The following is a 26,342-nucleotide window of genomic DNA, read 5'->3' on the forward strand; positions in this document are numbered from 1 at the left end:
GGAGCGTCGGCGCGGAATGGATGCGGAATGGTGTGAGACGGAAGCGGCGAAGGCGGGTGGCCGTTGCGCGGTGCTGGCCGCGAACGGATCCGGCAGCGCGCAACGGCGTCGGCATCGGCAATCAGTCGATCTTCGCGCCCGACAGCTTGACGATGCGCGACCACTTCGCGATATCGCTCTTGAGCTGCGCGGCAAATGCGTCGGGCGTGCTGGCGACGACCTCGCTGCCGCCGTCGTGGATGAGCTTGACGACCTCGGGCGACTGCAGCACCTGCGCGATCGAGGCGCGCAGGTAGGCGACGCGCTCCGGCGAGGTGCCGGCCGGCGCGAAGATGCCGTACCAGTCCTCGAAGCTGGCGTTCTTGTAGCCGAGCTCGTCGAGCGTCGGCACCTTGGCGAATACGCCGAGGCGCTTCGGGCTCGTCACCGCCAGCACGCGCATCTTGCCGTTCTGCACGAAGCCCGCGACCGACGAGGTCGACGTGATCAGCGTCGCCACCTGGCCGCCGAGCAGATCGGTGATGGCCGGGCCAGCGCCCTTGTACGGCACATGCGTCAGCGCAATCTTGTGGTCCTTGTCGAGGACGACGCCGACCAGATGCGACAGCGTGCCGTTGCCCGGCGTCGCGTAGGTCAGCTTGCCCGGCTCGGCCCTGGCCTGCGTCACCAGGTCGGCGAAGGTCTTCAGCGGCGAATCGGCGGCGACGACGATGGCCAGCGGCGCGGCGTTCAACTGCGTGATCGGCGTGAAGCTCTTGATCGGATCGAAGCCCGCCGACGAGTACAGCGTCGGATTGACGGCCATCAGCGAGACCTGCGAGGTCAGCAGCGTATAGCCGTCCGGCCTGGTCTCGGCGACCAGCTTCGCGCCGATATTGCCGCCCGCGCCGCCGCGGTTGTCGACCACCGCGGGCTGGCCCGTGACGGCCGCCAGCTTGTTGGTGACGATGCGCGTGATCGCGTCGTTGCCGCCGCCGGCGGGGAACGGCGACACGAAGCGGATCGGCTGGCTCGGATAGCCGCCGACCGGCGCCAGCGGCTGCGCGCTGGCACTGGCGATGGGAGCCGCGCTCAGTTGCACCGCGGTCAGCAGGCCAAGCATCGACAGGGATATGGTTCTTTTCATGGGGACTCCTCCAGGCGTGGTGGTACTACGGCAGGCGGTAGCTGCCCAGCTCCGCGTCATCGAGCTGGGAGATCAGATTGGTTTCCCACGCCAGGTACTGGCGGGCGGCGGCCTTGTTGCCGTCGTGGCGGTCGTGCACGAAGAACAGGTAGTCGATGCAGTCGGGGTCGGCGGGCTCGGTCGGCGAGGCGGCCAGCGGCAGGCCGGCGGCCTTCCACGCCGCCATGCCGCCGTCGAGCACGCGCGCCAGCGCGCGTTGCGGCGCGGGCAAGGACAGCGCGGCGGCCGCGGCGATGTCCGGCTGATCGGCGATCAGCACCAGCGGGCGCAGTTCGCCGGCCAAGTCGTGTGCCAGCCGGGGCCGGATCGACCACCGCGCACCGGGGACATGCGCCTTGCGGTAATCCATGCTGGCGCGCAGCTCGATCGCGACGACCTCGCCGCTGTCGAGCTCGCGCGCCAGACGTGCCGCATCGATGGCGGCCAGTGCCGGCAGTGCGGCCGCGGGAGCGGGCGAAAGCGCCAGGCCGCTGCGCAAGCCGTCCGCCAGCACATGAGCGTCGTGTCCCAGCTGCCGCAGCCAGCTCGCGACCACCGGCGCGCGCACCCCGTCGTCGTCGAACAGCACCAGCCGCGCGCCGCGCACGCCGACGTACTGATCGGTGGCCTGGATCAGCTGGCCGCCCGGCGTGTGCTGCGCGCCGGGCAGCGTGCCGCGCGCGAATTCTTCCGGCGTGCGGACGTCGCACAGGAACAGCGTGCGCGTGGTGTCGCGGGCCCAGCCCTGCACGGTCGCAACGTCGACGGTCGACACACCGTGGCGTTCGGCCAGCCGTGCCGCCGCCGCGCGCATCGGCTCGAGTTCGGCGGTGTTCGCCTCGGTCTTGTCGGGGTAGTGCCGATCGTTGCCATGCTCGAGCTGGTAATCGGCCAGATACCAGCCCTGCGTGCCGTTCTCCAGAGCGTAGACCGGATTGGGCACGCCCAGATTGATCAGCGTCTGCGCGCCGATGATGCTGCGCGTGCGTCCCGCGCAATTGATCACGATCGGCGTGTCGTCGTCCGGCACCAGGTCGCGCAGCCGGTAGGCCAGCTCGCCGTTGGGGCAGCAGATCGCGCCGGGGATATTCATCTTGCGGTATTCGGACAGCGGCCGGCCGTCGAGCACCACCAGCTTGTCGCCGCGCGCCTGCATCGCATGCAGCTGTTGGGCGCCGATGCGCGGCGTATGCAGCCTGTGTTCGACCAGCTCGCCGAACGTCTTCGATGGCACGTTGACGCCGGCGAACAGCGCATAGCCGGCCGCGGCCCAGGCCGCGGTGCCGCCGCGCAGCACGTGCACGTCGGTGTAGCCGGCGGCGCGCAGTGCGGCGGCCGCCGGCACGGCGACGCTTTCATCGTGGTCGTAGACCACCACGCGCACGGCGCGGCGCGGCACCAGGCGGCCGACCTCGAGCTCGAGGCGGCTGTAGGGCAGCGGCACCGCGAGGAACAGGTGCGATTCGCCGTACTGGCCGTGTTCGCGCACATCGAGCAGCGCTATCTCGGCGCCGTCATGCAGCCAGGCCTTCAGGGTCGGGGCGTCTACGTATTGGGTCATTGCGGGGTCATTGCGGGGCATTGCAGGTTCATGGGCCAGCGGTTGCGACACTGGTGGCCGGCGGAATTCGGGCAAAACGCTCCCCTGGCCGAGGACAGCCATAGGTGGCAAGGGGAGGGGAATCGTTCGGAGGCGGCGGTGGTCGCCGATGCGCTGGCGCGGATCGACGGGCCGCGCGGAAATCAGCGGCGCGTCTGCACGCCGACCGACATCACCTGGTAGCGGCCGGTCTCGAGGTCGAACGCGATGCGTTCCTTCAGCGTTTCCAGCGCGCGGCCATACATGTGCAGATGGCGGATGATCTGTTCGCCCTGGATCTCGACCGAGTGGATGTCGTCGGGCATCAGCGCGATGCCTTCGCCCGGGCCGACGCGCACGGTATCGGTCTGCTCGAGCTGCCCGATGCCCGGCTGCGAACCGTCGTCGACGCGGCGATAGACGTAGTTCTGTTCTTCGCCTTCGACCGCGGCGATGCAGGCCCAGGTCGTGTGGTTATGCGGCGGAATCCGCTTGCCCGGGCGCATCACGTTCAGATAGAGCGCATAGCGCTGGTCCGGGTCCTCGGTGATCAGATAGCGCGCCTGACGCTCGCCGGCCTCGGGCGGCGCGAAATCGGCCTCGCCCCACCATTCGCGGTGCGCCGCCAGGTCCTTGACCACGGTCAGCACCCGGTCCAGCGCCTCGCGCGTCAGCGCCTTGTTTTCAACAATATCCTTAATGCTTTGAATGGCGCCCTGGACGGCTGCGGTGCGGGATTCGGCGCGCGCGGGAGCGAGGCTCATCGAACAACTCCTGAAAGATGCGGAATAGGTGCGGGTCTGGTGCCACACTGTACTGAACGCGTCAGGGCCGAACAACTTAGAATATTGCGCAATCATATAAGCATCCCTTATATATCCTTCATGCGCCATCTCGACCTCGAACTGCTGCGGACGCTGGTCGCCATCGCCGAGCACACGACCTTTGCGGCCGCCGCCGACGCGACGCACAAGACCCAGTCCGCGGTGACCCAGCAGATGCAGCGGCTGGAGGAGCAGGTCGGGCTGCCGCTGTTCGACAAGCAGGGCCGCAGCAAGCGGCTGTCGCCGCATGGCCAGAAGCTGCTCGAATACGCCAAGCACATGCTGGCGATCAACGACGAGGCGCTGCGCGCGCTGCGCGAGGGCAATCTGGAAGGGGCGCTGCGCATCGGCGCGCCGCACGATATTGCCGACACGATGCTGCCGCCGCTGCTGGCGCATATCGCGCGCAGCTCGCCGAAGCTGCAGCTGGAAATCCATGTGGGACGCAGCCCCTTCCTGATGGAATCGCTGCGCCGGGGCGAGATCGATCTGACGCTGTCGACGCGCAGCGATCCGACGCTGGAAGGCGTGGTGTTGCGGACTTCACCGACGGTGTGGATCTGCGCGGCCGACTACGTGCATGACATTTCGCGGCCGGTGCCGCTGATCCTGGCCGACGAGCCCAGCCTGTTCCGCCGGCTCGCGCTGGAGGCGCTGGAACTGGCCCAGGTGCCGTGGCGGCCGGGCTATCTGGCGCCGAACCTGATCGGCATCAAGGCCGCGATCCGCGCCGGCCTGGGCGTGACCGCACGCAGCATCGAGCTGCTCGGACCCGACATGCGCGTGCTCGGCGAGAACGACGGCATGCCGCGCCTGCCGGACGTCGCGTACTACCTGTGGATGCGTCCCGACGTGATCAATCCGGCCACGCGGCAGGTCTACGAGATGCTCAAGTCCACGCTGGGCCTGAACGCGACCGCGGCTGGATCCTTGCCGGCCTGATTCCTTCACGCGTTTCCTTCGCACCCATCCACCTCACGCTTGCGCCAGGCCTTGGTGGCCCGCAGCAGCGGGCAACACAGCCGATACCGCTGGTTTCGGCCGGCCGCTTGCATGGCTGCCGGCCTTCGCATAGACTAACCAAAACGTTTTGGTTCGGCAGTTTTCTAACATTCAGCGGCGAAATACGCACAGACGGGCGCATAGACGCATGGACACGCCGGCGCGGCTCACCGACCGCGCCACCGACGCATTCACCAATAGACGCCGCTGTCATCCAAGGAGGAGACCCCATGTCCCAACCCGCAATCGCGGCCGTCGACGAGGTATTGCCATGGCGGCGGCTGTTCGCCTTCGGCATGCAGCATGTGCTGGTGATGGCCGCCTCGCCCATCGCCTCGGTATTCCTGATGAGCAAGGCGCTCAACTTCCCGCCCGCGCTGGCGATGCAGCTGCTCAGCGCGACCTTCGTGATCTGCGGCCTGGGCACCTTGCTGCAGTCGTTCGGGCCCAAGGGCATCGGCGCGCGGCTGCCGTTCATCATGCTGCCGGGCGGGGCGCCGATCGTGCTGTTCATCCTGATCGCGCAGCAGACCGATGTGCAGACCGCCGCCGGCGCGGTGATCCTGACCGGCGTGTTCTATTTCCTCGTGCTGCCGGTGTTTCGCCGCTGCCTGCGCTATTTCCCCGCGGCGGTGGTCGGCACCATGCTGTTGCTGGTGGCGATCAATCTCGCGCAGGTATCGGGCAAGCTGATCGCGGGGCAACCGGGCACGCCCGGCTTCGGCGCGCCGATCAACCTGCTGCTGGCATTCGCGACGATCGCCTTCACCGTGCTGTTCTCGCGCGTGCTGACCGGCATGCTGGGGCAGCTGGCGATCCTGCTGGGGCTGCTCGGCGGGGCGCTGGTGGCGGTGGGAATCGGCGCCTTCCACAGCGAGCATCTGTCGCTGTGGCCGGTGCTGGCGTTGCCCTCCGCATTGCCGTTCGGCATGCCGAAGTTCGACCTGATCGCCGCGATACCGCTGATGGTGTTCTCGATCGTGTCGATGGTGGAGGCCACCGGTCAGACCATCGCGATCGGCGATGCGGTCGGCAAGCCGATCGACGAACAGCGCGACGTGCCCCGCACGATTCGCGGCGATGCCTTGACCTCGCTGCTGGGCGGGCTGTTCGGCACTTCGCTGATCATCACCAGCGGCGAGAACATCGGCATCGTGCGGGCGACCGGCGTGCGCTCGCGCTTCGTCACCGCGGTTTCGGGCGGCATCCTGGTGGTATTCGGCCTGCTGGCGCCGGTGTCGTCGCTGATCGCCGCGATTCCGGAAGCGGTGGTCGGCGGCACCGGGCTGATCGTGTTCTGCATCGTCGGCACCATGGGCATCGACATGCTGCGCAAGGTCGATCTGCGCGACCACGCCAACATGTACATCGTCGCGGTGGCGCTCGCCGTCGGCCTGCTGCCGATCCTGGTGCCCGGCATCTATGCCAGCGTGCCGGCCAACATCCGCATCCTGGTGGGCAACGGCGTGGCGATGGGCGCGATTACCGCGGCGCTGATGAACTTCCTGTTCTTCCATACCGGGCTGCGCCGCGGTGTGGGGAAGGTGCCGGTCGCGCATTGAGTTCGCGTTTGATCGTCGCGCCGGTTTTTTTCCCTCTCCCGCTTGCGGCAGAGGTGGGGAGAAGGAAAGGGCCTTCGTCATGGCTGCGGCTGGCTGAACAACCGCCGGTTTCCCTCTCCCCGATCCTTTCCCGCAAGCGGGAGAGGGTGCGATTCATCCAGGCGCATGCCGCTGCATGCATGCGCCGCAACCCGTAGAACGTATGTCGCTTTTTCCTTCCGCTTTGCCCGATCCCAATTCCAATCCCGAGCACGCCGCACTGCGTCCCGCGTCCTTCGACCGCCCGCAGGTCCTGCTGCCCGAATGGACGCTGCTGCGCGACGGCATCGTGCGCGACCACGCGATCGTGGTGCAGGACGGCCGCTTTGCCGCGGTCGGCCCGGGCGCGCAGATCGCCGCGCAATTTCCGCATCTGCCCACGCTGGCGCTGCCGCGCATGCTGCTGATGCCCGGCATGATCGACACCCATCATCATCTGACGCAATCGTTCGGCAAGTCGCTGGTATTCGGCGAGCCGTCGGAGATTTTCCGGCGCGTCTGGGTACCGCTGGAGGGCAGCCTGACCGAGACGCATCTGTACCTGTCGTCCAAGCTCGCCGCGCTCGAGGCGCTGCGCGGCGGCTTCACCACGGTCTGCGATGCCGGCACGCGTGCCGATGCGGGACTGGAGGCGATCGCGCAGGCGGTCGGGGAGGCCGGCGTGCGCTGCGTGCTGGGCCTGATCTGCAACGATCGTCCCGGCGGCCAGACTCTGGACGCCGCGCCGATCCTGCGCCGTGCCGAACGCCATCTGGCGATGTACGACGATCACCCGCTGGTGGTGCCGTCGCTGGCGATCTCGATTCCCGAGGTGGCCAGCGATGCGATGCTGCATGACGTCTATCGGCTGTGCGAGGAAGCGGGCCGCGTCTTCCAGACGCACGCCAACGAGCATCTGGTCGCCGTGGAGCGTTCGCTCAATGCACGCCGCCAGCGGCCGATCGAACATCTTGACGCGGTCGGCGCGCTTGGGCCGGCCGCGCTGCTGGCGCACGCGACGCTGGTGACGCCGCACGAAATCCGCCTGCTGGCCGAGCGGGGCGCGGCGGTCGCCTACAACCCCGTCGCCAGCGCCTGGAAGGGCAATGCGGTAGCGCCTGCTGAAACCATGGCGACCTTCGGCGTACGCCTGGGCCTGGGCACCGACGGCACCCGCAGCGACGGCTTCCGCCTGCTCGACCATGCCGAGGCCGCGCAGCGCTTTGCCTTCGGCATCGGCGTCGGCGATTCATCCTGCGGCGCAGGCTGGCGCTGGCTCGACATGGCGACGCACGATGGCGCCGATGCGGCGGGCCTGGGCAAGCTCACCGGCGAGATCGCGGCCGGCAAGCAGGCGGACTTCCTGCTGCTCGATTGCGATGTACCGGAGCTGACGCCGTCGTGGGACCTGAGCTGGGAGCTGGTGCGGCTGGCCAATCGAGACCAGATCCGCGGCGTCTTCGTCGACGGGCGGCTGCGCCTGTGGGACGGCTGGCCGCTGGACTGGGACGCGCGTGCGCTGATGGCGGAGATCCGCCAGATGGCCGAGCAGACCATCGCCAACGCGCCGATCACCAAGCTGCACGATCCGGCGGACGTCCATCGCGCCGCCTGCGCGGCTTCGCTGCGGACCGCAAAGGGCGGGGCGCAGGCATGATGCTCGATACGACGATGCTGAGCGTCTGGCTCGCCGTGTTCGCCGGCGCGCTGGTCCAGGGCACCACCGGCATGGGCTTCGCACTGATCGTGGTGCCGGTGCTGGCGCTGGCCGCGCCCGCGATGCTGCCCGGTTCGCTGCTGATCGCGATGCTGCCGCTGAACGCCTATGTCGCCTGGCGCGAGCGGCATGCGATCGATCTGCGCGGCGCAGGCTGGATCAGCGCCGGACGGCTGGCCGGCACCTTCGGCGGCCTGTGGGTGCTGGTGGCGGTGCCGATGGCCTGGCTCAATGCGCTGGTGGGCGGCAGCACGATCCTGGCGGCAGTGGTGTCGCTGCTTGCGCCGGCCTTCACGCCGGGCAGGGTGACGTTCGCCTCGACCGGGCTGATTACCGGCGTGACGGAGACCGCCACCGGCGTCGGCGGGCCGCCGCTGGCGCTGGCCTACCAGCACGCACCGGTGGCGACGCTGCGCGCGACCGTGGCGCTGTGCTTCCTGGTGGGCGAGGTCATCTCGCTGATCGTGCTGGCGGTGAGCGAGCGCCTCGGCGCGCCGCAGTGGCACTACGCACTGGGCATGCTGCCGGTGCTGGGCGCCGGCATGCTGGCCAGCCATCTGGTGCACCGGCGCATCAACCAGCGCATGCTGCGCCTCGGCGTGCTGGTGTTCGCGCTGGTATCGGGACTGGTGGTGCTGGTGCGCGGCTGACGCTGCTTACGCCGCCGACGCAGCCGATGTAGCGGACGACTCGCGCGGCACCAGCTCCGGCAACGGCGCCGCAACGCAAGACCGTTCGTGCCGGCCCGAGACATGTTCGAACAGCAGCTCGACGGCCTGCGACGCAACCCGTTCCAGATGCAGATTGACCGCCGTGATTGGCGGCCGATGGCTCCGTGCCCGAATGCCATCGTAGCGGGTCACTACCATCAGGTCCCGCGGCACCTGCTTGCCGAGCGCTTGCGCATGCGCGATCGCGCCGACCGCGAACGCATCGACCGGCGCGCACAGCGCATCGATGTCCGGCTGCTCGCGCAGCAGCGCCGCGCAAGCGGCCGCGCCGCCCGCTTCGCCTTCGCTCTCCTGCGCGGTGACGATATGGCAGGGCAGCCCGGCCTCGGCGACGAAGGCGCGATAGGCGCGCTCGGTCTCGACATAGGATTGGCGTGGCGTGGCGCCGATCAGCAGGCCGATGCGGCGCCGGCCCTGCGCGTGCAGATGCTCGAGCAGCAGCCGCGCGGTGTATTCGGATTGCAGATCGACGAAGGGCACCGGATCGTCGGTGCCGGGCTCGCGGCCGATCGACACGATGCTGACGCCGCGCTGGCGCAGCAGCGCGATATGCGCGTCGTTGGCGACCGGCTCGATGACGATCGCGCCATCGATGTCCAGGCTGTCCAGCAGGCCGCCCGCACCCTCCAGCGGCGGCACCAGCACCACGCCAATGCCGCGGCCCAGCGCCGCTTCGGCGGCGATTGCCGCCACTTCCATCATGAAGCCCAGGCGCGAGGTGCCGCCTGCCACCGCGAACGGCATCGACGACACCAGCGCGATGCTGTTGGCGCGTCCCGAACGCAGCCGCTGCGCGCGGACACTGGGCCGGTAGCCGAGTTGCTGGGCAATCTGCTTGACCCGCGCCCGCGTGGCCGGATCGACCACGCCGCGATCGTTCAGCGCATGCGATACCGTCGTCAACGAGACGCCGGCCTCCCGGGCCACGTCATGGATGGTGATGCGTCGGGGCGGGACGGATGCGCTCGGCCTCGGGTCTTTCATGCGGTGCGGTCAACGGAGCAGGGTGATGGGGCAGGGCGATGTGGCAGCGCGGCACGACAGGCGCCGTGGCAAGCATACACCAGCGATCGCGCTGCTCCGTCATGCCACTCGCGTCGTCAAGCGGTCACCGCAACGACATGCGCCGATATCCGGCCCTCGATCGGTCCCTCGCCGAACTGGCTGCGCAGCGCGGCCTCGCAATAGTCGGTGGCCCGTTGCATCGCGTCGCCGCCGCGCGCCTCGAGCTCGGCGCGCATCGGCGTTGCCTGGCAGAAGCCGAGCGCCGGCACGCGCGCCGATTCGGCACGGCTGCGCCTGGCGACCGTGTCGAAATCGGGCGCCGTGGCGAAGCCGCCGGCGCGCAGGTCGCCTTCGATACGGTCGCGCTGGTGGTAGCCATGCGGGGTGCGGGCCATGAAGTCGGGCGGCGAGTCCGGAAAGCATTCGGCCAGCGCGCGCGACACCGCGTGCGCAAACTCGTTCTCCTCGATGCGATCCCAGACATTGAACAGCAAGGTGCCGCCGGGCTGCAGTACCCGGCGTGCCTCGGCAAATGCCCTGGCCTTGTCCGGAAAGAACATCACGCCGAACTGGCACACCACCAGATCGAAGCTGCCATCGTCGAACGGCAATTGCAACGCATCGGCCTGGCGCCATTCGGCCACGCGGCCGCTCAGGCCGATCGCCTCGGCGCGCGCCAGCATCGGCGCATTCAGGTCGGTGACGACGAGTTCCGCCTCGTCGGGCAGCACCTTCGCCATCGCGCGTGTGACAGCACCAGTGCCGGCGGCGATCTCCAGCACGCGGGCAGGGCGCCGCGCGCCGACACGGCCAGCGATGTCGTCGGCATAGGGCTGGAAGATCATCGGCACCAGGTATTGCTCGTACAGCTCGGGAATCGGGCCCGTGAACAGCTTGTCGGTGTTCGGTGTGGTCATGGTGAGTCTCCTGGCAGGCTGCGGAGCAGGGCGCTCGCCGCTTGTTTGGCCTGCCAGTTCATCGTAGACGGCGGGGGCCCGCACGGCGACGCGAGTTCGCTGCGGCCCGACGCGCTGCGGACGCCAACCGTTCGGCTGCCCAACGCCGGTGCGAACGAACCGCGTACTTGTGCTTTTGCGTTTGCCTTGTACGTAATTGGGCGGCATGCAGGACGAACCACTTCGCCGGTATCGGCGCGACACCTACGATCCGCGCATCGCCGTTCCGTGTAGTCGGTCGGCGATCGGCGCCCCGCGCCTCCCACCATTTCCGAATCACCAGACGACAGGAGTCCGATCATGCAAACAAACCGTACCCCGTTGCTTCCGACCCATCTCGCAATCGACATGGCGGCGATCGATGTCAATCGCCCCTGGGAGGATGGTTACGGACTGCTGCAGGAATCCCGCATTCGGGTCGATGCCGATGCCCGCCAGCAAGGCCTCTGTAGCCGCTTCTGGTCCGATTACCCGCGGGTGGCAGCCGGGGCGGTTGCCGGTGTCGCGTTCGGCCTGGTAGCAGGGGCGAGCGGCGCCACCTTCGCCGCCACCCATGACTGGGCCGCCGCCGCCTCGGTGTTCGGGCTGGGCAATGTGCTGATCGGCTGCGTCGCGGGATGCCTGCTGAACCTGGCGGAGCGGCCAATCCGATGATCCACGGGTCGCCACGACGAAGCCGCACTGGTCGTCAAGCGGCCGTCGGGTGATATCCGGGCTCGGCCACGGCAAAGGCCGTGCCGCGATGCGCCAGCGGCGGACAGATCCACTGCTGGTTGATCTGCCGCTTCAGCGCGTTCGCTGCCGCACCGGCCAGCCGGACCTCGCGCTGCCAGCCCTCGGTCAGCACCGCTCCCCACGGACCGAGGTCCAGGCACGTGACATGGCGCGGCTGCACAGACTCGGCCCATGCGGGAAAATCGATCGGCGCTGCGCGGCCGCCTGGCGGAATGGGGCGGCGGGATTCGGCGGCTCTGGACAGCGCAATCCGGGCCGCAGCCATCGTAGTGCGACATGGAGAGCGGCCGCATTTTGGCCTAGAGTGGCGACAGTCACCGCGGCAACGCAGCGTTCGCGCCGGTCCGCCTGCCGCGGCTCGCCGTTCGGAGGACATCGCCATGGATCGCTTGTTCATGCGTCGGCCCGCGCGCCTGTTGTGGCCTTCGCATCGATTGCCGCCGCTGCAGCGGCCCAATCCCCGCCGGCGACGGCTGCTGGCCATTGCCGGGGGCGCGATGCTGCTGCCGGCCGCATGGCCCGGACCGGCCGCGGCACAATCGCCATCGCCATCGCCACAGCAGGCCGTGCCCAGGCCATCGGGCAGCAAGCCGATGCAGATCGGCGTGATCGGCAGCGGCCGCATCGGCGGCACGGTGGGCGGGCTATGGGTCAAGGCCGGCTATCCGGTCCTGTTCTCGTCGCGGCATCCGGAGCAACTGAAGCCGCTGGTCGACGGGCTCGGCCCGCTTGCACGCGCCGGCACCGTGGCCGAGGCGGTCGCCTTCGGCGACGTGCTGTTCATCGCCGTGCCCTACGGCGCGTTGCCCGAGGTCGGCAAGGAGCATGGCCGAGGGATGGCCGGCAAGGTGGTGCTCGACGCCACCAACGCCTATCGCCATCGCGATGGCGCGGCAGGCGAGGACGCACTGGCCAACGGGATCGGTCCGACCACGGCGAAGTATCTGCCCGGTGCGCGCATCGTGCGGGCCTTCAATTTCACCAGCGCCAGCGATTTCGCGACCCGGCACCACCAGGAACCGCGGATTGCAATCCCGATCGCTGGCGACGATCGGGCCGCGCTCGACACCGCCTCCGAACTGGTACGCGCCGCCGGCTTCGAGCCGGTCGTCGTCGGCCCGTTGAAGATCGCCGACAGCTTCGCGCCCGGCGGGCCGCTGTTCCGCCAGGTCGGCAACGCCGAGGAACTGCGGCAGAAAGCGAGGGCGGCAGTTCCTGCACCGCCCCCCGGACGTTAGCGGTCGGCCGTCAAAGCGGATGCAGCGCCGCCGGCGAATTCGCCGGCGAACTCATCAGATTGCGCACCGTGATCTTGGCCAGCAGGTTCGTCCGCGCCGCATCGCTCAGTTGACCGCTGTGGATCAGTGCCATTGCCTTGTCCTGGATACCGGCCGGCGGCTGCGGCCACGACAACCATTCGGCCAGCCAGGCGGCCTGCAGATCTGCCGGCATGGCGGCAAGCCCTTGCTCCATGGCTGAGACCAGCGAAGGGCGGGCCCCTGGGCGCGCCGCGAGGTGCGCGGCTTGCTCCAACAGGCGCGCAGCCGCGGTCGTCGTGCCGGCCGCCTGCGGACGCTCGCGTTCGGCGAGGACCCGGGCCAGGCGCGCCCTGAGCGTTTCCTCCAGCGAAGGATTCGGCTCCGCGAGGACCCGCGCCAAACGCGCGGTCGGCGTGTCTGCCGGCGTGGTGCCGCACGGCGGGTTGGCATGGCCGGCGGCCTGCAGGACGTCGTGCACGAGGCAGTGGCTCAGCCGAAGGTTGTGGCTCTCCAGCAGTGCGCCAAGCAGATCGCGCGGGTGTGCATCGGCATGCCGCTGCCTTTCCTGCTCTAGCGCCTCGAATACCGCATTCAGCGACAGGCGGTCGTGGCGCGCTTCGAGCGCGACGTGCGCTTCGCCGGCGCCGAATGCCGTGTGAGGTAATTCTCGTGCCGCCGCGGGGCTGGCGTCGGACTCGAGAAGGCGTGGAAGAGAAATGGCTTGCTGGGGCGCGGCGGCGCCCGTCGAAGTGGTGTGCATGGGTGAAGGAAGGAGGGTAGGCGTTGAGGGGAAACCGCGCCGCGCCGGCAGGCGTGCCGCTGCGCCGCCGCGGTCCGGCTCGTGTCCGCGACGCGGACCGCGCGATTCTGACGAGCCCCGCCGCAGCGCGCTTCCGATTTGCGGCGGCAACGGACGGAAGCAGGCCTTGCTGCCCAACGCCATATGGCGAGCGGCCTTCCGGGCGGCGGTAGAATGCCCACGCGCCGGACGATGCCCGTCTGCAAGCCCATATTTGCGGCGACACCGACCAGGGAGGATGACGATGAGCGCCCCAGTTGCCCAACACACCGACGAGCGCCGCATCGGCGCCTGCGTTTACCTGCTGCACATGCTGCTGCAGCGCGCGGAACAGCTGCAGCCCGGCTTGCTCGACGCACTGATCCGTGGGGTCGCGGCGGACCGGGACAGCGCACAAGCCCAGGGGCTGACCGATCTGCGCGATACCGGCGTCTTCGACGAAGCGCTGCGCATGCTCGAACTGGCGAACGACCAGCTCAAGCCGCAGCCCTGACCATAGCCGTCAGCGAGTTGCCGGCGCCAGCGCCGAATCGAGGGCTCGGCAGTGTAAACTGCGGGGTTTTTCACTCAGGCGCTATGTTGCAAGTGCCCCCGAGCGCAGGCCCCGGCGGACAGACGCTGATCCGGCTGCTTGCGCACCTGGCCGAAGCCCAGGCCCCCGAATCGGCCCCGTCGCTGTCCGGCCAGCTGAGCCAATGGCTGGGCTGGACGGACGCGATCGCGTTGTCGTCGGCGCTCAATGGCAATCCGCCGGCCGTGCCGGCTGCCGGCGCGCGCGCCATCGCCAGCAACGAAGCGGCCGACAGCGAGCGGGTTCGGGCGATGCTGGTCGAGGCGATCCGCGACGATCGCGCTTCGGCCCGGGGGCGGCGCAGTCCGGTCCGGCCGTTGCCGGCGGAGGCGCTCGACGCGTCGGCCGACTTTGCGATCTACCGCCAGCGCTATCTGACGCTGCAGCAGCGGATGGAAACTGCCATCGGCGATCTGCGCGGCCGGCTGCGGGCGGCGCTGGCCCGTCGGCCCGGCCAGGGCAGGCTGGCGATGCTCGATGCGGTGATGGAACGCGTGATGGGCGCGCGCGAGCAGGCCTTGCTGGCCAACCTGCCGGCCGTGCTGGAGGCGCACTACCAGCGCCTGCGGCATGCCGAGGAAAGCGCGCTGGCCCGGACTGCGGCGACCGAAGCTGCCGAAAGCGCCGAAGCCGCGCAAGACACCAATACCGCCAATGCCGCCAATATCGTCGAAAGGCCCGAGCCTGGTGGCGTGGCGGCGGCGATCACGCCTGGCGCATGGCGCCGGGTGTTCCGCCGCGACATGGAAGACCTGCTGCTGGCCGAGCTGGACCTGCGTTTCCAACCCGTCGAGGGACTGGTCGCAGCCTTGGGCCGCAACCGATCCGGCAGCTAATCCGAACATCATGACCCGATTCCCTATTCAACTTGTTGTGTTCCTCGCCGGCTTGCTGGCCGTCTGCTGGATCGGTGCCGGCTACGCGGGCTCGAATGCGCTGGCGTTCGCCGTGACGCTGCTGATCGGCGGCTTCTATGTCGGGGGCGCCTTCGAGCTGCAACGCTATCGCCGCGCGACGGCGAGCCTGACGCAGGCGGTCAACGGCCTGTCGGAGACGCCGGCGAGCCTCGGCGCCTGGCTCGATCGCATCGATCCGGGCCTGCGCCAGGCGGTGCGGCTGCGTGTCGAAGGCGAACGCGTGGCCTTGCCCGGGCCCGCGCTGACCTCGTATTTCGTCGGCCTGCTGGTGCTGCTCGGCATGCTCGGCACCTTTCTGGGCATGGTCGCCACGCTGAAGGGGACCGGCCTCGCGCTGGAAACCGCGACCGATCTGCAGGCGATCCGCGCCTCGCTGGCCGCGCCGGTCAAGGGCCTGGGTTTTGCGTTCGGTACTTCGGTCGCTGGCGTGGCGACCTCGGCCATGCTGGGGCTGCTGTCGGCGCTGTGCCGGCGTGAGCGTATCGACGCCGCGCAGGCGCTGGACGCCCATATCGCGACGACCTTGCGGGTCCATTCGCGCGCCCATCAGCGCGAGGAGGCGTTCCGCCTGATGCAGAGCCAGGCGGAGGCGATGCCGGTGCTGGTGGACCGGTTGAACGCGATGATGGCCGCGATGGAGCAGCAGAGCCAGGCGCTGACCGAACGGCTCGCCGCCAGTCAGGACGCGTTCCACGGCAAGACCGAAGCGGTCTACACCCGCCTGGCCGCGTCGGTCGAGCAATCGCTGAAGGACGGCGTCGCCGAGAGCGCGCGTGCCGCCAGCGCGGCGATCCAGCCAGCGGTGGAGGCCACCATGAGCGGCCTGGCCCGTGAAGCGGCCGGGCTGCGCGACACCGTCACGCAGTCGATGCGGCAGCAACTGGAAAGCCTGGCGTCGCGCTTCGATGCCACTACGGCGCAGGTGAGCGGCCTGTGGAACGACGCGCTGGCCGACCACCGGCGTACCAGCGCGGCGCTGGCCGACGGTCTGCGCGGCACGCTCGATGGCTTCGCCGCCAGCTTCGAGCAGCGCTCGGCCGGCCTGCTCGAGCAGGTTGCTCAGCGCATGGACACCGCGGCAGAGGCCGTGTCGGCCCGCTGGAACGAGGCCATGTCCGGCCAGGAACGCACCATCGGCGCGATTGCGGCCGAGAACCAGCAGGCGCTCGCCAACGCCGCGAGCGCGTTCGAGCGGAGCGCCAGCGCGCTGCTCGGCACGGTGGCACAGGCCCAGGCCGAACTGCGGGCGCAACTGGCCGCGCAGGACGAACAGCGGCTCGCCAACTGGAGCGCGACGCTGTCCAGCCACGAGCGCGCGATCGGCGCGATCGCGACGGAGAACCAGCAGGCGTTGGTGGCCGCCGCGGGCGCCTTCGAACAGAACGCCAGCGCGCTGCTGGCCACGGTGGCGCGGGCACAGACCGAACTGCGCGCGCAACTGGCCGCGCAGGACGAACAGCGGCTCGCCAACTGGAGCGCGACGCTGTCCGGCCATGAGCGGGCCATTGGCGCGATCGCGGCCGAGAACCAGCAGGCACTGGCGGCCGCCACGGGCGCGTTCGAACAGAATGCGAGCACGCTGCTGACCACGGTGGCACAGGCGCAGGCCGAACTGCGCGCGCAACTGGCGGCGCACGACGAGCAGCGCCTTGCCAACTGGAGCGCGACGCTGGACGGCATCGCCGCCGCACTGCGCCAGCAATGGGAACAGACCGGTGCGCAGGCCGCGAGCCGGCAGCAGCAGATCTGCGAGACGCTGGAGCGCACCGCGCACGAGATCACCGCGCAGACACAGGCGCAGGCTGCCTCGACCATCGCCGAAGTCGCCCGTCTGGCCCAGGTCGCCGGCGAAGCGCCGCGCGTCGCGGCCGATGCGATTGCCGAACTGCGGCGCAAGCTGTCCGATGAAATGGCGCGCGACAACGCGATGCTCGAGGAACGCACGCGCCTGATGGAGAGCCTGTCCACGCTGCTGGAGCAAGTCGGCCGGACCTCGACCGCGCAACGCGAGGCAGTCGACACGCTGGTCGCCACCAGTGCGGAACTGCTCGAGCGCATCGGCTCGCGCTTCACCGACAAGGTCGAAGCCGAGACCGGCAAGCTGACCGACGTGGCGGCGCAGGTCAACGGCAGCGCGGCAGAAGTCGCCAGCCTGGGGGAAGCGTTCGGCGTGGCGGTGCAGCTGTTCAGCGAATCGAACGACAAGCTGGTCGCGCATCTGCAGCGCATCGAGGCCGCGCTCGACAAGTCGATGGCCCGCAGCGACGAGCAGCTTGCCTACTACGTGGCACAGGCGCGCGAAGTGGTGGACCTGAGCATGCGGTCGCAGAAGCAGATCCTTGAAGACCTGCAGCAGGTCGCCGGCCAACGCGCACCGGACGCAGAGGCGGCATGAGAGAGGAGATCGACGCCGGCGTCGAGCCGACCGTGCCGACCTGGGCCGTCTTCGGCGACCTGATGTCGGTGGTGCTCGGCGCCTTCGTGCTGATTCTGCTGGGCGTGATCGGCATCCAGCTCGAGCTCGCCTCGCGGCTGGACAACGAAGTCAAGCAGCGCCAGCAGGAGATGCACCGGCGCCAGAGCCTGGAGCAGGCGCTGGCCGGGCCGCTGGCGGCGGGGCGCGTGACGCTGGTAAACGGACGCATCGGCATCAGCGGCAGCGTGCTGTTCTCGCTGAACTCCGCCGAGCTGCAGCCCGAAGGCCAGGAGGTGCTCAAGAGCCTGGCGGCGCCGTTGAAGGCCTATCTGCGTCATCGAGACGAAATCCTGATGGTCAGCGGCTTCACCGACGACCGGCAGGTGCGCGACGGCAACCGCCAGTTCGCCGACAACTGGGAGCTGTCGGCCCAGCGCGCGCTGACGGTGACCCGCGCGCTGATCGATGCAGGTGTGCCGGCCGCGTCGGTGTTCTCGGCCGCCTTCGGCTCGCAACAGCCGGTCGCGTCGAACAAGGACGCGCAAGGCCGCGCCCGCAACCGCCGCGTCGAGATCGCGCCGATTCCGCGCGTGTCGATGGGAACAGGGAAGTCCGGTGGCTAGCTTGGGCGCCGACGACATGCGCGCGCGCATCGAGGCATGGCGCGACAGCGGCGCCGATCGCGTCGACCCGGTCCGCTTTCGCTTGCTGGAGGCGCTGGCGCGCCGGATGGACGCCCACCGCGGCGAAGCCCGGCGGCGCCTGGAAGACCGGCTCGCGGGGCTGGTGCAAGCCTATGAGGACCGGCTCCAGCGCGCAGCAGGCGAGTCCGGCGAGTCCCGTCAGCGCGAGTCCAACCCGCAGCGAAGCACACGCACGCCCGGGCCGCTTGCGGCGCTGGCCCGCGAGCTCCGAGGCGATATGGACGCGCAGGGCGAGGTCACGGGAGCCGCGGCGATCGCGCCGAGGCATCCGCCGCAGCCCGATCCCGCGCTGGTCGACTATGTGCGCCGCACATGGACCCGTCTGAGCGCCGATCGCGCCTGGCGCCAATCGCTGGAACGCGTCCCCGAGAACGCCGGACCGCTGAACTCCAACCATCTGATCCACCGTGCGCTGTCCGCGATGCGCGAGCTGTCGCCGGGCTATCTGCAGCAGTTGCTGTCCTATGTCGATACGCTGTCGCGGCTCGAGCGGATGAACGCCGACAGCGCCGCCGACAGCAAGGGCACACCGCCCGCCGCCAATCCGGCCAAGGCCGCGCGCGGCAAAGCGCGCCAGTCGCGCGCCAGGCCCGCGGGGCCCTCGAAAGCCTGAGACCCGCCGGCATCACTGCATCGGGGATCACGACATCACGACCTCACGGCGCCACCGGCGTCAGTCCCGCCGCGGTAAAGATCTGCTGCAGTTCGCCGCTGCCGCGCAGCGCATCGAGCGCGCGCTGCACCGCGTCGGCCAGTTCCTTGTTGTCGGCCTTGACCGCCATGCCGACCGCCCAGCCGCGCGGCGGCAGCAGCGGCGACGAGACTTCCGCGGCCGCGTACTGCGAAGCGGCGCGACCCTCGTCCTTCAGCGCGCTCTCGTACTGCGAACGCGTGACCATCGCCGCCGCGATCTCGCCGGCGAACAGCGCCCGCAAGCTGTCGCGCGGCGACGAATAGATGCGGACCTTGTCTCGCAGCGCGCCGCCGGCGCCGGCCAGCAGGGCATTGGCACCGGCCGAGCCGGCTTCGGCGCCGAGCGGCAGGCCCGCCAGATCGCCGAGGTCGCGGATCCGCGGCAGCCGCGCGGTGTCGTGCACCAGCACGAACTGCTCGCGATAGTACGGCGCGAAGATCGTCGCCTTGTCGTTCTCCCGCATGAAGGCGCGGTCGACCGGCACGTGCAGCATCACGTCGGCCGGCCCATAGCCGAGATAGTGGCCGCGCCAGACCATGTTGCGCAGGTCGTCCGCCATGTTCTCGTCGGCGTCGAACGGCAGCAGCGTCAGCGACAGATTCAGCTGGCGGCTCAGCGCTTCCGCGATGGCGACATCGACGCCGGTGGGCTTGCCATCGACGAGCTCGGAGAAGGGGGCAAAGGCCTTGTAGACGGCGACCTTCAGCCGGCCACTCTCGCGGATCCTGGCCAGATCGGCCCAGGCGCCGGCTGACCAGGCGAGTCCGGCCGACAGCAACAGCAGCGCGATGGCGCGGCGGCGGCGCGGTGCCGCCTTCGGTGCTGGCGCTGCCCGCATCGAGGGCGCGCGGAACATCGGGGGCATCGTTGTCTCCTGAAGGGGGCAAACGAAAAAAAAGAAGGGAGCGACGGCGGCGCACCGAGCCGCGGCGGAGCACGACAGGCATCGCCGCCTGCGCTTACTGCGGCCGGCGCGACTCCAGATAGGTCTTCAGCGCCCACACGGCTTCCTGCGTCAGCGTTTCGTCGAACGGCGGCATGTAGACGCGGCCGTCGCGCGTGCGGCCGCGGCGCACGGTGGTGGCGAAGTACTGGTCGATCTCGCTGTAGCAGCCTTGCTTCTTCTTCGGGTCGGCCAGCGCCGAACAATCCGAGTCGAGACTGCGCAGGTCCGGCGCAATGCCTCCGGAGATCGTCACGCTGGCGATCGCCACGCGTTGCTGCTCGCCGTAGCGCCGCGACGGTCCTGTATTGACGACGACCACGCCGTCGCCGGTATCGATGAAGGCCGTATTGATGATGTTGCAGCCGTTGCCGACCGCGAAGTCGGCGTTCGCGCCCTCGAGCAGCCAGACGCCGTCGCCGATGCCGCGCGGCGCGAGGCGGTAGTCGGGCGGCTGCAGCGGCCTCTGCGCGAGCTCGTCGCCGAATGCCGATGCGGGCAACAGCAGGGCAATATGCAGGGCAATCGTGGCCAGCCTGTTGCTCATGGCAGCACCCTGGCGTCGATACGGTTGCCGTTGTTGTCGCGGCCGGTCACCGCCAGCGGTTGGGCAGCCGGCTCGCGCAGGTCGAACGAGAAGATCGGGTTCTCCGAAACGGGCTCGTGCAGCTCCAGCGTGCCGAGCGGTTCGCGGCGGCCGTCGACGAGGGCCAGCTGCTCGATATGGAAGGCAGGGATGCCCGCCACGAGGCCGGTATCCATTGGATGCATCACGCGGATCCGGACCCGGCCACCGCCGCCATCGAGCGCGGCGAAGCGCCGGGCCTCGACCCGGTTCAGCGTCGCGCTCCACGAGCCATCCTTGCGTGTCACGCCCGGCACCGTGCAGCCGCCGCCGGCGGCGTCGACCAGCAGTCCGCCGACATGCCAGACCCCGTCGCGCGTGCGCGCCGCCACCCGTACCGGCGATCCCTGTTCGAGCTTGAAGCGGAAGGACAGGGCGGGCTTGAGCCTGCCAGGCGTGAAGGTCAGCACCTGGCGGATCGGATTGCGGTCGACGCCCACGACGATCCTGTCGACCTCGCCCAGCGCGGAGGCATCGAACGCGATGGGCACGTTCAGCGCATCCTCGGCGAAAGCGGGGCCGACGACCTTGACGCGCGGATCGAAGACCGCCGGCGCATTGCCCAGCATCTCGGCACGCAATGTGGGCCATTGCGGCGAGGCGAAGGGATCGGCATCGGCCGCCGCATGCCCCCGTGCCGCGGCCAGTACCGCCGCCAGGGCCAGCAGCGTGCCGAGCCACCCGCGGCCGCGCCCGCCATGGCGGCGGGGCCAGGCAGGCCGCCTCATGCCCGCTTCCCCAGCGGCCTTGCCATGCCGCGCTGCGGGTCGTAGCCGAACAATGCCACGCCGAAGAACAGGCAGGCACACGCGGCCACCACGGCGAGGCTGCCCCATGCCGCCTGGCCATACAGCGCAAAACGGATGGCCTCGACCGCATGCGTGAACGGGTTGATCCGCGCCAACTGGTGGATCGGCTCGGCTCCCGATTCCTCGAGTTTCCACAGCGGATACAGCGCGGTGCTGATGAAGAACATCGGAAAGATCACGAAGTTCATCATGCCGGCGAAGTTTTCCAGCTGCCGCACATGCACCGACAGCGCCAGGCCCAGCGCACCCAGCATCAGCGCGGCCAGCGTCATCGCCGCCAGCAGCATCGCCAGCGCGGCATGGTCGACCGGCACGTCGAACAGCACCGCGACCAGCAGGAAGGCCGCCATCTGCAGCAGCGACAGCAGCGCACCGGCCGCGAGCTTGCACGCCAGCAACCATGGCCGCGGCAGCGGCGCCGTCAGCAGCAGCCGCATCACGCCCATTTCGCGGTCGTAGACCATCGCCAGCGAGGACTGCATGCCGTTGAACAGCGCGATCATCGCCAGCAGGCCGGGGGTCAGATAGACCTTGTATTCGACATAGGTGTCGTAGGGCGGAATGATGGCGACGCCGAACACGTTCTGAAAGCCCGCGCCGAACACCAGGAACCACAGCAACGGCCGCACCAGCGACGAGATCAGGCGGCCGGGCTGGCGCAGGAACTTGCGCAGCTCGCGGCCGGCAACGGCGCGCAGCGCGCGCCAGCGGTGGAGCAAGGGAGAGGTCGGCATGGAGATGGCGGGCATGGGTATCAGCGGCGGCACGCGCTCTCGGGCGCATCCGCGCCCAGCGTGTCGAGGTTGTTCTTCGGATGCAGGAAACCGTCGAGCGGGGCGACCGCCGCCACGCCGTCGGGATGCGCGAGCAACACCGGCTGGCGCAGTTGCCCGTCCCAGGGCCGGAAACTCAGGCGCGGGCCCTTGAAACCGTCGATGGCAATGTCGCCGGATCGCAGCGCCTTCGCCTGCTCGGCAAACGGCGCCTTCGGCGCGCGCGTCACCGCTTCGACCACCGCCTTGACCGCCACCCAGCCCGCCCAATCGTGGCCGCTCATCGGCCGCCCGGCCGCCTTGACGAAGCGCCGGTTCAATTGCGGGCCGCCGTGGCGCTCCCACGCGCGGTGCCACGCCATCGCGGTCAGCCCGTTGGCGCCGGCAACCGGGCGCGGCAGCTGCGTGGCGTACGGCACGGTGCGGGCGAACTCGCCATCGGCGTCGGCGACGATCACGACGTCATGGTCGGGCCCGCCGGTCAGCAGGCGGACGTTGGCGAGCTCGCGTTCGCGCGGATCGTTCGACAGACGGAAATCGCGCTGTGCGGCCCAGGCGACCCCGAAGCGCCGGGCCGCCTGCTGATAGAGCGCCTGCCACGCGCGATCCTCCGGGGCGGGGCCGGTCAGCAGCAATGCCTTGCGCCATTTGCGGGCGGCCAGCGCCTGCATCAGCGCGTCGGCCTGCATGCGCCGGCTCGGCAGCGTGTGCAGCAGATGGGGGGCGCAGCCTTCCCCGCGCAACGCGTCGTCGTCGGCTGAAACATTGAGCAGCAGGGCGTCGGCCGGTTTGACCGTACGGGCCGCCGCGCGGACGGCATCGGCGGGCAGGTCCAGCACGATATAGCGGACACCCTGGCGCGCCAGCGCGGCGGCGGCCTGGGCCGCGGCCTGCGCATCGCGGGCTTCGGCCGCTTCGAGCTTCAGCGTCAGCCCCGCGGCCTCGAGCGCAAGGCGGGATTCGGCCGCGGCGACGCGCATGCCGTCGAAAGGCCGGCCCTCGGGGTGGCCCGGATAGCGCTGCTCCAGCCGTCTGGGCTCGTAGCGCGGATCGTCGGCCAGGCTGATGACACCGATGCGCAGTTCGGACGCAGCGGCGGGCTGCGCAGCCGTTGCCGTAGCCGTTGCAATGCCGGCCAGCAACACGCACATGGCAAGCGGCCGCAGGCAGGGCAGGCTAGTCATCGATCGCTACCGAATGCGGTACGCGGCCCGCCTTCAGCGTCGCCACCGCCTTGGCGCGCGCGGTGTCGACCACGCTGACGTCGTCCGACATGCCGTTGGTCACGTACAGCAGCGCATCGTCGCGGGTCAGCGCCAGGCCCCACGCGCGGCGCCCGACCAGCACGTAGTCGAGCACGCGCCGGCTCGCGACATCGACGACGGCCACATGGTTGGCCCGTCCGAGCGCCACATAGGCGCGCCGGCCATCGCGCGACAGCGCCATACCCACCGGCGTCACGTCGTCGGCACGAAAGCCCTTCGGCGCGAACGTCAGCACGTGCGCGACCTGCAGCGTGTCGGTGCGGATGATCGACACGCTGGCGCCGAGCTCGTTGCTGACCCACAGCTCCTTGCCGTCGGGCGACAGCGCGAAGCGGCGCGGGCGGTTGCCGACGCGGATATGGCGAATGATCTTGCGGCTGTCCACGTCGATCACATGGACCAGATTGGCCACTTCGGAGGCGACGTAGACGCGCTTGCCGTCGGCGCTGACCTTGACCCCCTCCGGCTCGTCGCCGACGGCCACCGAAAAGCGCTTCTGCCCGGTCGCCGTATCGACCGCGGTCAGCAGGGCCTCTTCCTCGTTGGAGACATAGAGCGTGCTGCCGTCCGGACTCAAGTCGAACATTTCCGGATCGTCGCCGACGCGCAGCGCCGCCAGCGTCTTGCGCGTGCGAACGTCGACCACATCGATGCGATCGTCGTCGCTGCAGGCGACATAGAGGCGCGTGCGGTCGGGCGACAGCTGCAGATGGCGCGGCCTGCGGCACTGCGGCAGCACCGCGGCGATCTGCCGGCTGGCGGCGTCGTAGAACGTCAGGCTGCCGTCCTTCTCGCTGGAGACGATGACCTGGCCGCGTGTGGCGCCACGCTCAGCCGGATATGCCGCCTCGGACCAACCGGCCAGCACCAACACGGCGGTCGCGGCCAGGGTTGCGCCGACGACCCAGCGGATGCGCGGCACCGGTGGCAGGTGGCTCATGTCGATGCCTCCGAGGCGGTGAGGGCCAGGAAGGCCCGTTCGAGATCGTGCTGCGTGGTGGCGGCGCGCAGCATCGCCGGGGTGCCGTCGAAGCGGACCGTGCCTCGATGCAGCACGACGACGCGGTCGCAGGCGGCGACCTCCTGCACCAGATGGGTGGCCCACAGCACCGCGGTGGACTGCTCGGCGGCAAGGCGGCGCGCTTCGTCGACGATCTGGGCTCGCGAGGCCGGATCGAGCCCGACCGTGGCCTCGTCCATCAGCAGCAGCGCCGGTTCGTGCAGCAGCGCCCGCGCCAGTTCGACCTTGCGGCGGTTGCCGCCCGACAGCGCACGCACCGGCGAGCGGTCGCGCTCGGCCAGGCCGAAGCGCGCGAGCAGGGCGGCGACCCGCGGCAGCGACTGGCGCCGGGCAAGGCCATGCAGGTCGGCATGGAACAGCAGGTTGTCGCGCACCGACAGGTCCATGTCGATCGCCGGCTGCTGGAAGACGATGCCGAGCCGGGCCAGCGCGCGGGCCGGATGCTCGCGCATGTCGGCGCCCATCACCTCGGCGCGCCCAGCGTCCGCCACGAACAGCCCGCTGAGGATCTGGAACAGCGTGGTCTTGCCGGCGCCGTTCGGCCCCAGCAACGCAACGAATTCGCCGGGGCGCACCGAAAGCGAAACGCCATCGAGCGCGGGCTGCCTGCCGAAACGCTTGACCAGTCCGTCGCAGCGCAGCGCCGGCGCGGTATCGCACGGTGCTTCGCGCGATGCGCCGTCCGTCCGCATCGCGGCGGCCAGGGTGGGACTCATCACGCTGGCTCCTTGCCGGCGGCCAGGCCGAGCCGTTGCGCGAAGTCGCGCTCGCGCGCCCACACGCCGCGCAGATAGGCCTCGTAGCGCGCGGTATCGAGATAGGTCAGTTCCTGGTCGTACCTGGCCAGTTCGGCCAGATGCCGGGGGTGGCGCATCGCGCGGGCAAAGGCATCGTGCAGCCGCCGCACGATACGCGGATCGGTGCCGCGCGGCGCGCCGATGCCGTAGGGCGAGTTGTGGACCGCGTCGGGATAGCCGAGCTCCTTCATGGTCGGCACCTCGGGCCAGCGCGGCGACCGGTGTTCGCTGAACAGCGCCAGCAGCCGCAGGCGTCCGCTGTCGACATAGGGTGCGAAACCGGTGGCGCCGACACCGGCCATCAGCGCGCCGCCGGATACCGCGAGCATCTGGTCGGCGATGCCGCGGTAAGGTACATGCACATAGCGGATATGGTGGCGCCCGAGCACGTCGTCGATCGCCAGATGCGGCGTGGTGCCGATGCCGGACGAGCCGACCGTCAGCGCGTCCGGATGCGCCTGGCCCCAGGCGACCAGGTCGCCGAAGGTGCGGAACGGGCTGTCGGCCGGCACCACCACGCCAAAGGTATAGCCGGAGATCATCACCACCGGCTGGATATCGCGCAGCGGCTGCCAGGTCGTCTTCTGCTGGTGCGGCAGCCGGTAGACCGTGACCGGCAACTGGCCGATCGTGTAACCGTCCGGCTTCGCCACGGCGAGCAGGGCGCCGACCAGCGCACCGCCCGCTCCCGCGCGGTTCTCGACCACCACCGGCTGGCCGAGCTCGTGTGCGACCAGTTCGGCCAATACCCGCATCGACAGATCGGTGGCGCCGCCCGCGGGCCAGGGCACGATCAGCGTCAGCGGATGCGACGGGTAATCCGCGGCCGCAGTGCTGCCGGCATCGGCCGAGGCCGCGACAGCGGGAAAGGCCGCGCTCGCGGCCAGCGAACCAAGGACGATCGCGAGGGCGCGGCGCCTTGGCATCGGCAGGGTCTGCGCGGGCGCCATCACGCGGCGAGGTCGGGATAGTCGACCGTCGCCCGCTCTGGCGGCGTCGCGGCGAGCCGCTCGGCTTCCTCGTCGCCGAACAGCCGCGAGCGCGTCAGAAAGCGCATGCCGGTGGCACGTTCGATCGAAAACATGCCGCCGTTGCCGGGCACCACGTCGATGATCAGCTGGGTGTGCCGCCAGTATTCGAACTGCGATTCGCTCATGTAGAACGGTGCGCCGCCGATCTCGCCGAGCTTGATGTCGCTGCCGCCGACCAGGAATTCGCCGCGGGGGAAACACATCGGCGCGCTGCCGTCGCAGCAGCCGCCGGACTGGTGGAACAGGATGGGGCCGTGGTCGGCGCTCAGCCGGGCGATCAGCGCGAGCGCGGCGTCGGTGGCGATGACGCGTGGGGGCAAGGGGGTATTCATCGTCGGATTCCGCGAAGATGCCCCCGCCCGAGCGAAGGCCCGGGAGCCCGGCGTGCTTGCCGCTTGCGGCAGAACAAGGCGCCAGGATTCGG

The 26,342-nt window shown here is 69.8% G+C and carries 26 protein-coding genes and 1 pseudogene; 11 read left to right on the forward strand and 16 right to left on the reverse strand.

The features are described from left to right. Positions 1-121 precede the first annotated feature (121 nt). From F7Q96_RS08375 to F7Q96_RS08385, 3 genes are all read right to left on the reverse strand, one after another. Positions 122-1,102, reverse strand: coding sequence for a Bug family tripartite tricarboxylate transporter substrate binding protein (locus tag F7Q96_RS08375; protein ID WP_053821860.1), 981 nt, complete (start codon positions 1,100-1,102; stop codon positions 122-124). 49 nt (positions 1,103-1,151) lie between these two features. Next, the gene (locus F7Q96_RS08380) at positions 1,152-2,726 is read right to left on the reverse strand and encodes a rhodanese-like domain-containing protein (RefSeq protein ID WP_053821859.1); all 1,575 of its coding nucleotides are present in this window, start codon (positions 2,724-2,726) and stop codon (positions 1,152-1,154) included. A gap of 182 nt (positions 2,727-2,908) precedes the next feature. Continuing rightward, entirely contained in the window at positions 2,909-3,508 is a 600-nt protein-coding gene (locus F7Q96_RS08385) for a cysteine dioxygenase family protein (RefSeq protein ID WP_053821858.1), read from the reverse strand. A 120-nt stretch (positions 3,509-3,628) separates the two neighbouring features. Here F7Q96_RS08385 and F7Q96_RS08390 point away from each other — a divergent pair, with 120 nt between their 5' ends. The 4 genes from F7Q96_RS08390 to F7Q96_RS08405 all read left to right on the forward strand — a co-directional run bounded on the left by F7Q96_RS08390 (position 3,629) and on the right by F7Q96_RS08405 (position 8,517). Next, on the forward strand, positions 3,629-4,510 hold the full coding sequence (locus tag F7Q96_RS08390; protein WP_053821857.1) for a LysR substrate-binding domain-containing protein: 882 nt from the start codon (positions 3,629-3,631) through the stop codon (positions 4,508-4,510). Positions 4,511-4,800: 290 nt separating this feature from the next. After that, positions 4,801-6,132: a uracil-xanthine permease family protein gene (locus tag F7Q96_RS08395; protein ID WP_053821856.1), complete on the forward strand. Its 1,332-nt coding sequence runs from the start codon at positions 4,801-4,803 to the stop codon at positions 6,130-6,132. Positions 6,133-6,334: 202 nt separating this feature from the next. Then, positions 6,335-7,807, forward strand: a complete 1,473-nt coding sequence (locus F7Q96_RS08400) for an amidohydrolase family protein (protein ID WP_151022453.1) — start codon at positions 6,335-6,337, stop codon at positions 7,805-7,807. Continuing rightward, complete coding sequence (locus F7Q96_RS08405; protein ID WP_390884838.1) at positions 7,807-8,517, forward strand: sulfite exporter TauE/SafE family protein; 711 nt, start codon at positions 7,807-7,809, stop codon at positions 8,515-8,517. The genes F7Q96_RS08400 and F7Q96_RS08405 overlap by 1 nt, the downstream gene beginning before the upstream one ends. A gap of 6 nt (positions 8,518-8,523) precedes the next feature. Here F7Q96_RS08405 and F7Q96_RS08410 read toward each other — a convergent pair whose 3' ends face one another. Together F7Q96_RS08410 and F7Q96_RS08415 are read right to left on the reverse strand one after the other, a co-directional pair. Beyond that, entirely contained in the window at positions 8,524-9,582 is a 1,059-nt protein-coding gene (locus tag F7Q96_RS08410) for a LacI family DNA-binding transcriptional regulator (RefSeq protein WP_053821854.1), read from the reverse strand. Positions 9,583-9,698: 116 nt separating this feature from the next. Further along, positions 9,699-10,520: a class I SAM-dependent methyltransferase gene (locus tag F7Q96_RS08415; protein ID WP_053821853.1), complete on the reverse strand. Its 822-nt coding sequence runs from the start codon at positions 10,518-10,520 to the stop codon at positions 9,699-9,701. 339 nt (positions 10,521-10,859) lie between these two features. Here F7Q96_RS08415 and F7Q96_RS08420 point away from each other — a divergent pair, with 339 nt between their 5' ends. Next, on the forward strand, positions 10,860-11,213 hold the full coding sequence (locus F7Q96_RS08420; protein WP_151022455.1) for a hypothetical protein: 354 nt from the start codon (positions 10,860-10,862) through the stop codon (positions 11,211-11,213). Between the two features lie 34 nt (positions 11,214-11,247). Here F7Q96_RS08420 and F7Q96_RS08425 read toward each other — a convergent pair. Beyond that, positions 11,248-11,451, reverse strand: a pseudogene (locus tag F7Q96_RS08425) (NAD(P)/FAD-dependent oxidoreductase); the annotation flags it as partial. Between the two features lie 340 nt (positions 11,452-11,791). Between F7Q96_RS08425 and F7Q96_RS08430 the strand changes: the two are divergent. Further along, positions 11,792-12,532, forward strand: a complete 741-nt coding sequence (locus F7Q96_RS08430; RefSeq protein WP_390885743.1) for an NADPH-dependent F420 reductase — start codon at positions 11,792-11,794, stop codon at positions 12,530-12,532. 10 nt (positions 12,533-12,542) lie between these two features. Here the strand turns inward: F7Q96_RS08430 and F7Q96_RS08435 are convergent, their stop codons facing one another. Continuing rightward, positions 12,543-13,313, reverse strand: a complete 771-nt coding sequence (locus F7Q96_RS08435) for a hypothetical protein (RefSeq protein WP_053821850.1) — start codon at positions 13,311-13,313, stop codon at positions 12,543-12,545. Positions 13,314-13,596: 283 nt separating this feature from the next. On the opposite strand from F7Q96_RS08435, the gene F7Q96_RS08440 reads away from it, so the two are divergent. The 5 genes from F7Q96_RS08440 to F7Q96_RS08460 all read left to right on the forward strand — a co-directional run bounded on the left by F7Q96_RS08440 (position 13,597) and on the right by F7Q96_RS08460 (position 18,573). After that, entirely contained in the window at positions 13,597-13,845 is a 249-nt protein-coding gene (locus F7Q96_RS08440) for a hypothetical protein (protein WP_053823099.1), read from the forward strand. Between the two features lie 83 nt (positions 13,846-13,928). Further along, positions 13,929-14,759, forward strand: a complete 831-nt coding sequence (locus F7Q96_RS08445) for a DUF3348 domain-containing protein (RefSeq protein ID WP_053821849.1) — start codon at positions 13,929-13,931, stop codon at positions 14,757-14,759. A gap of 10 nt (positions 14,760-14,769) precedes the next feature. Then, a complete protein-coding gene (locus F7Q96_RS08450) occupies positions 14,770-17,235 on the forward strand; it encodes a DUF802 domain-containing protein (protein ID WP_053821848.1) in 2,466 nt (821 codons plus the stop codon). Next, positions 17,232-17,879 (forward strand): OmpA family protein, encoded by a 648-nt coding sequence (locus tag F7Q96_RS08455; protein ID WP_053821847.1) that lies wholly within the window; start codon positions 17,232-17,234, stop codon positions 17,877-17,879. Before F7Q96_RS08450 ends, F7Q96_RS08455 begins: the two co-directional genes overlap by 4 nt. Further along, entirely contained in the window at positions 17,872-18,573 is a 702-nt protein-coding gene (locus tag F7Q96_RS08460; protein ID WP_249041657.1) for a DUF2894 domain-containing protein, read from the forward strand. Before F7Q96_RS08455 ends, F7Q96_RS08460 begins: the two co-directional genes overlap by 8 nt. A 43-nt stretch (positions 18,574-18,616) precedes the next feature. On the opposite strand, the gene F7Q96_RS08465 is transcribed toward F7Q96_RS08460, so the two are convergent. The 9 genes from F7Q96_RS08465 to F7Q96_RS08505 all read right to left on the reverse strand — a co-directional run bounded on the left by F7Q96_RS08465 (position 18,617) and on the right by F7Q96_RS08505 (position 26,250). After that, on the reverse strand, positions 18,617-19,510 hold the full coding sequence (locus F7Q96_RS08465) for a substrate-binding periplasmic protein (RefSeq protein ID WP_082371475.1): 894 nt from the start codon (positions 19,508-19,510) through the stop codon (positions 18,617-18,619). A gap of 103 nt (positions 19,511-19,613) precedes the next feature. Then, the gene (locus F7Q96_RS08470) at positions 19,614-20,144 is read right to left on the reverse strand and encodes a hypothetical protein (protein ID WP_249041658.1); all 531 of its coding nucleotides are present in this window, start codon (positions 20,142-20,144) and stop codon (positions 19,614-19,616) included. Then, entirely contained in the window at positions 20,141-20,950 is an 810-nt protein-coding gene (locus F7Q96_RS08475; protein ID WP_053821838.1) for a quinoprotein dehydrogenase-associated SoxYZ-like carrier, read from the reverse strand. The genes F7Q96_RS08470 and F7Q96_RS08475 overlap by 4 nt, the downstream gene beginning before the upstream one ends. Continuing rightward, the gene (locus F7Q96_RS08480; protein ID WP_226994873.1) at positions 20,947-21,780 is read right to left on the reverse strand and encodes an ABC transporter permease; all 834 of its coding nucleotides are present in this window, start codon (positions 21,778-21,780) and stop codon (positions 20,947-20,949) included. Before F7Q96_RS08480 ends, F7Q96_RS08475 begins: the two co-directional genes overlap by 4 nt. 5 nt (positions 21,781-21,785) lie before the next feature. Next, a complete protein-coding gene (locus F7Q96_RS08485) occupies positions 21,786-22,988 on the reverse strand; it encodes an ABC transporter substrate-binding protein (protein WP_315904138.1) in 1,203 nt (400 codons plus the stop codon). After that, positions 22,981-24,009, reverse strand: a complete 1,029-nt coding sequence (locus F7Q96_RS08490; protein ID WP_053821836.1) for a PQQ-dependent catabolism-associated beta-propeller protein — start codon at positions 24,007-24,009, stop codon at positions 22,981-22,983. Before F7Q96_RS08490 ends, F7Q96_RS08485 begins: the two co-directional genes overlap by 8 nt. After that, the gene (locus F7Q96_RS08495) at positions 24,006-24,782 is read right to left on the reverse strand and encodes an ABC transporter ATP-binding protein (protein ID WP_053823094.1); all 777 of its coding nucleotides are present in this window, start codon (positions 24,780-24,782) and stop codon (positions 24,006-24,008) included. The genes F7Q96_RS08490 and F7Q96_RS08495 overlap by 4 nt, the downstream gene beginning before the upstream one ends. A gap of 23 nt (positions 24,783-24,805) precedes the next feature. After that, positions 24,806-25,813 carry a tripartite tricarboxylate transporter substrate binding protein gene (locus F7Q96_RS08500; protein ID WP_053823093.1) on the reverse strand — a complete coding sequence of 336 codons (1,008 nt, stop codon included), beginning with the start codon at positions 25,811-25,813 and terminating at the stop codon, positions 24,806-24,808. Positions 25,814-25,836: 23 nt separating this feature from the next. Continuing rightward, on the reverse strand, positions 25,837-26,250 hold the full coding sequence (locus tag F7Q96_RS08505) for a DUF779 domain-containing protein (RefSeq protein WP_053821835.1): 414 nt from the start codon (positions 26,248-26,250) through the stop codon (positions 25,837-25,839). Positions 26,251-26,342 lie beyond the last annotated feature (92 nt).

The sequence above is a fragment of the Cupriavidus gilardii genome (assembly GCF_008801915.1).
GTDB classification, from domain to species: Bacteria; Pseudomonadota; Gammaproteobacteria; order Burkholderiales; family Burkholderiaceae; genus Cupriavidus; species Cupriavidus gilardii.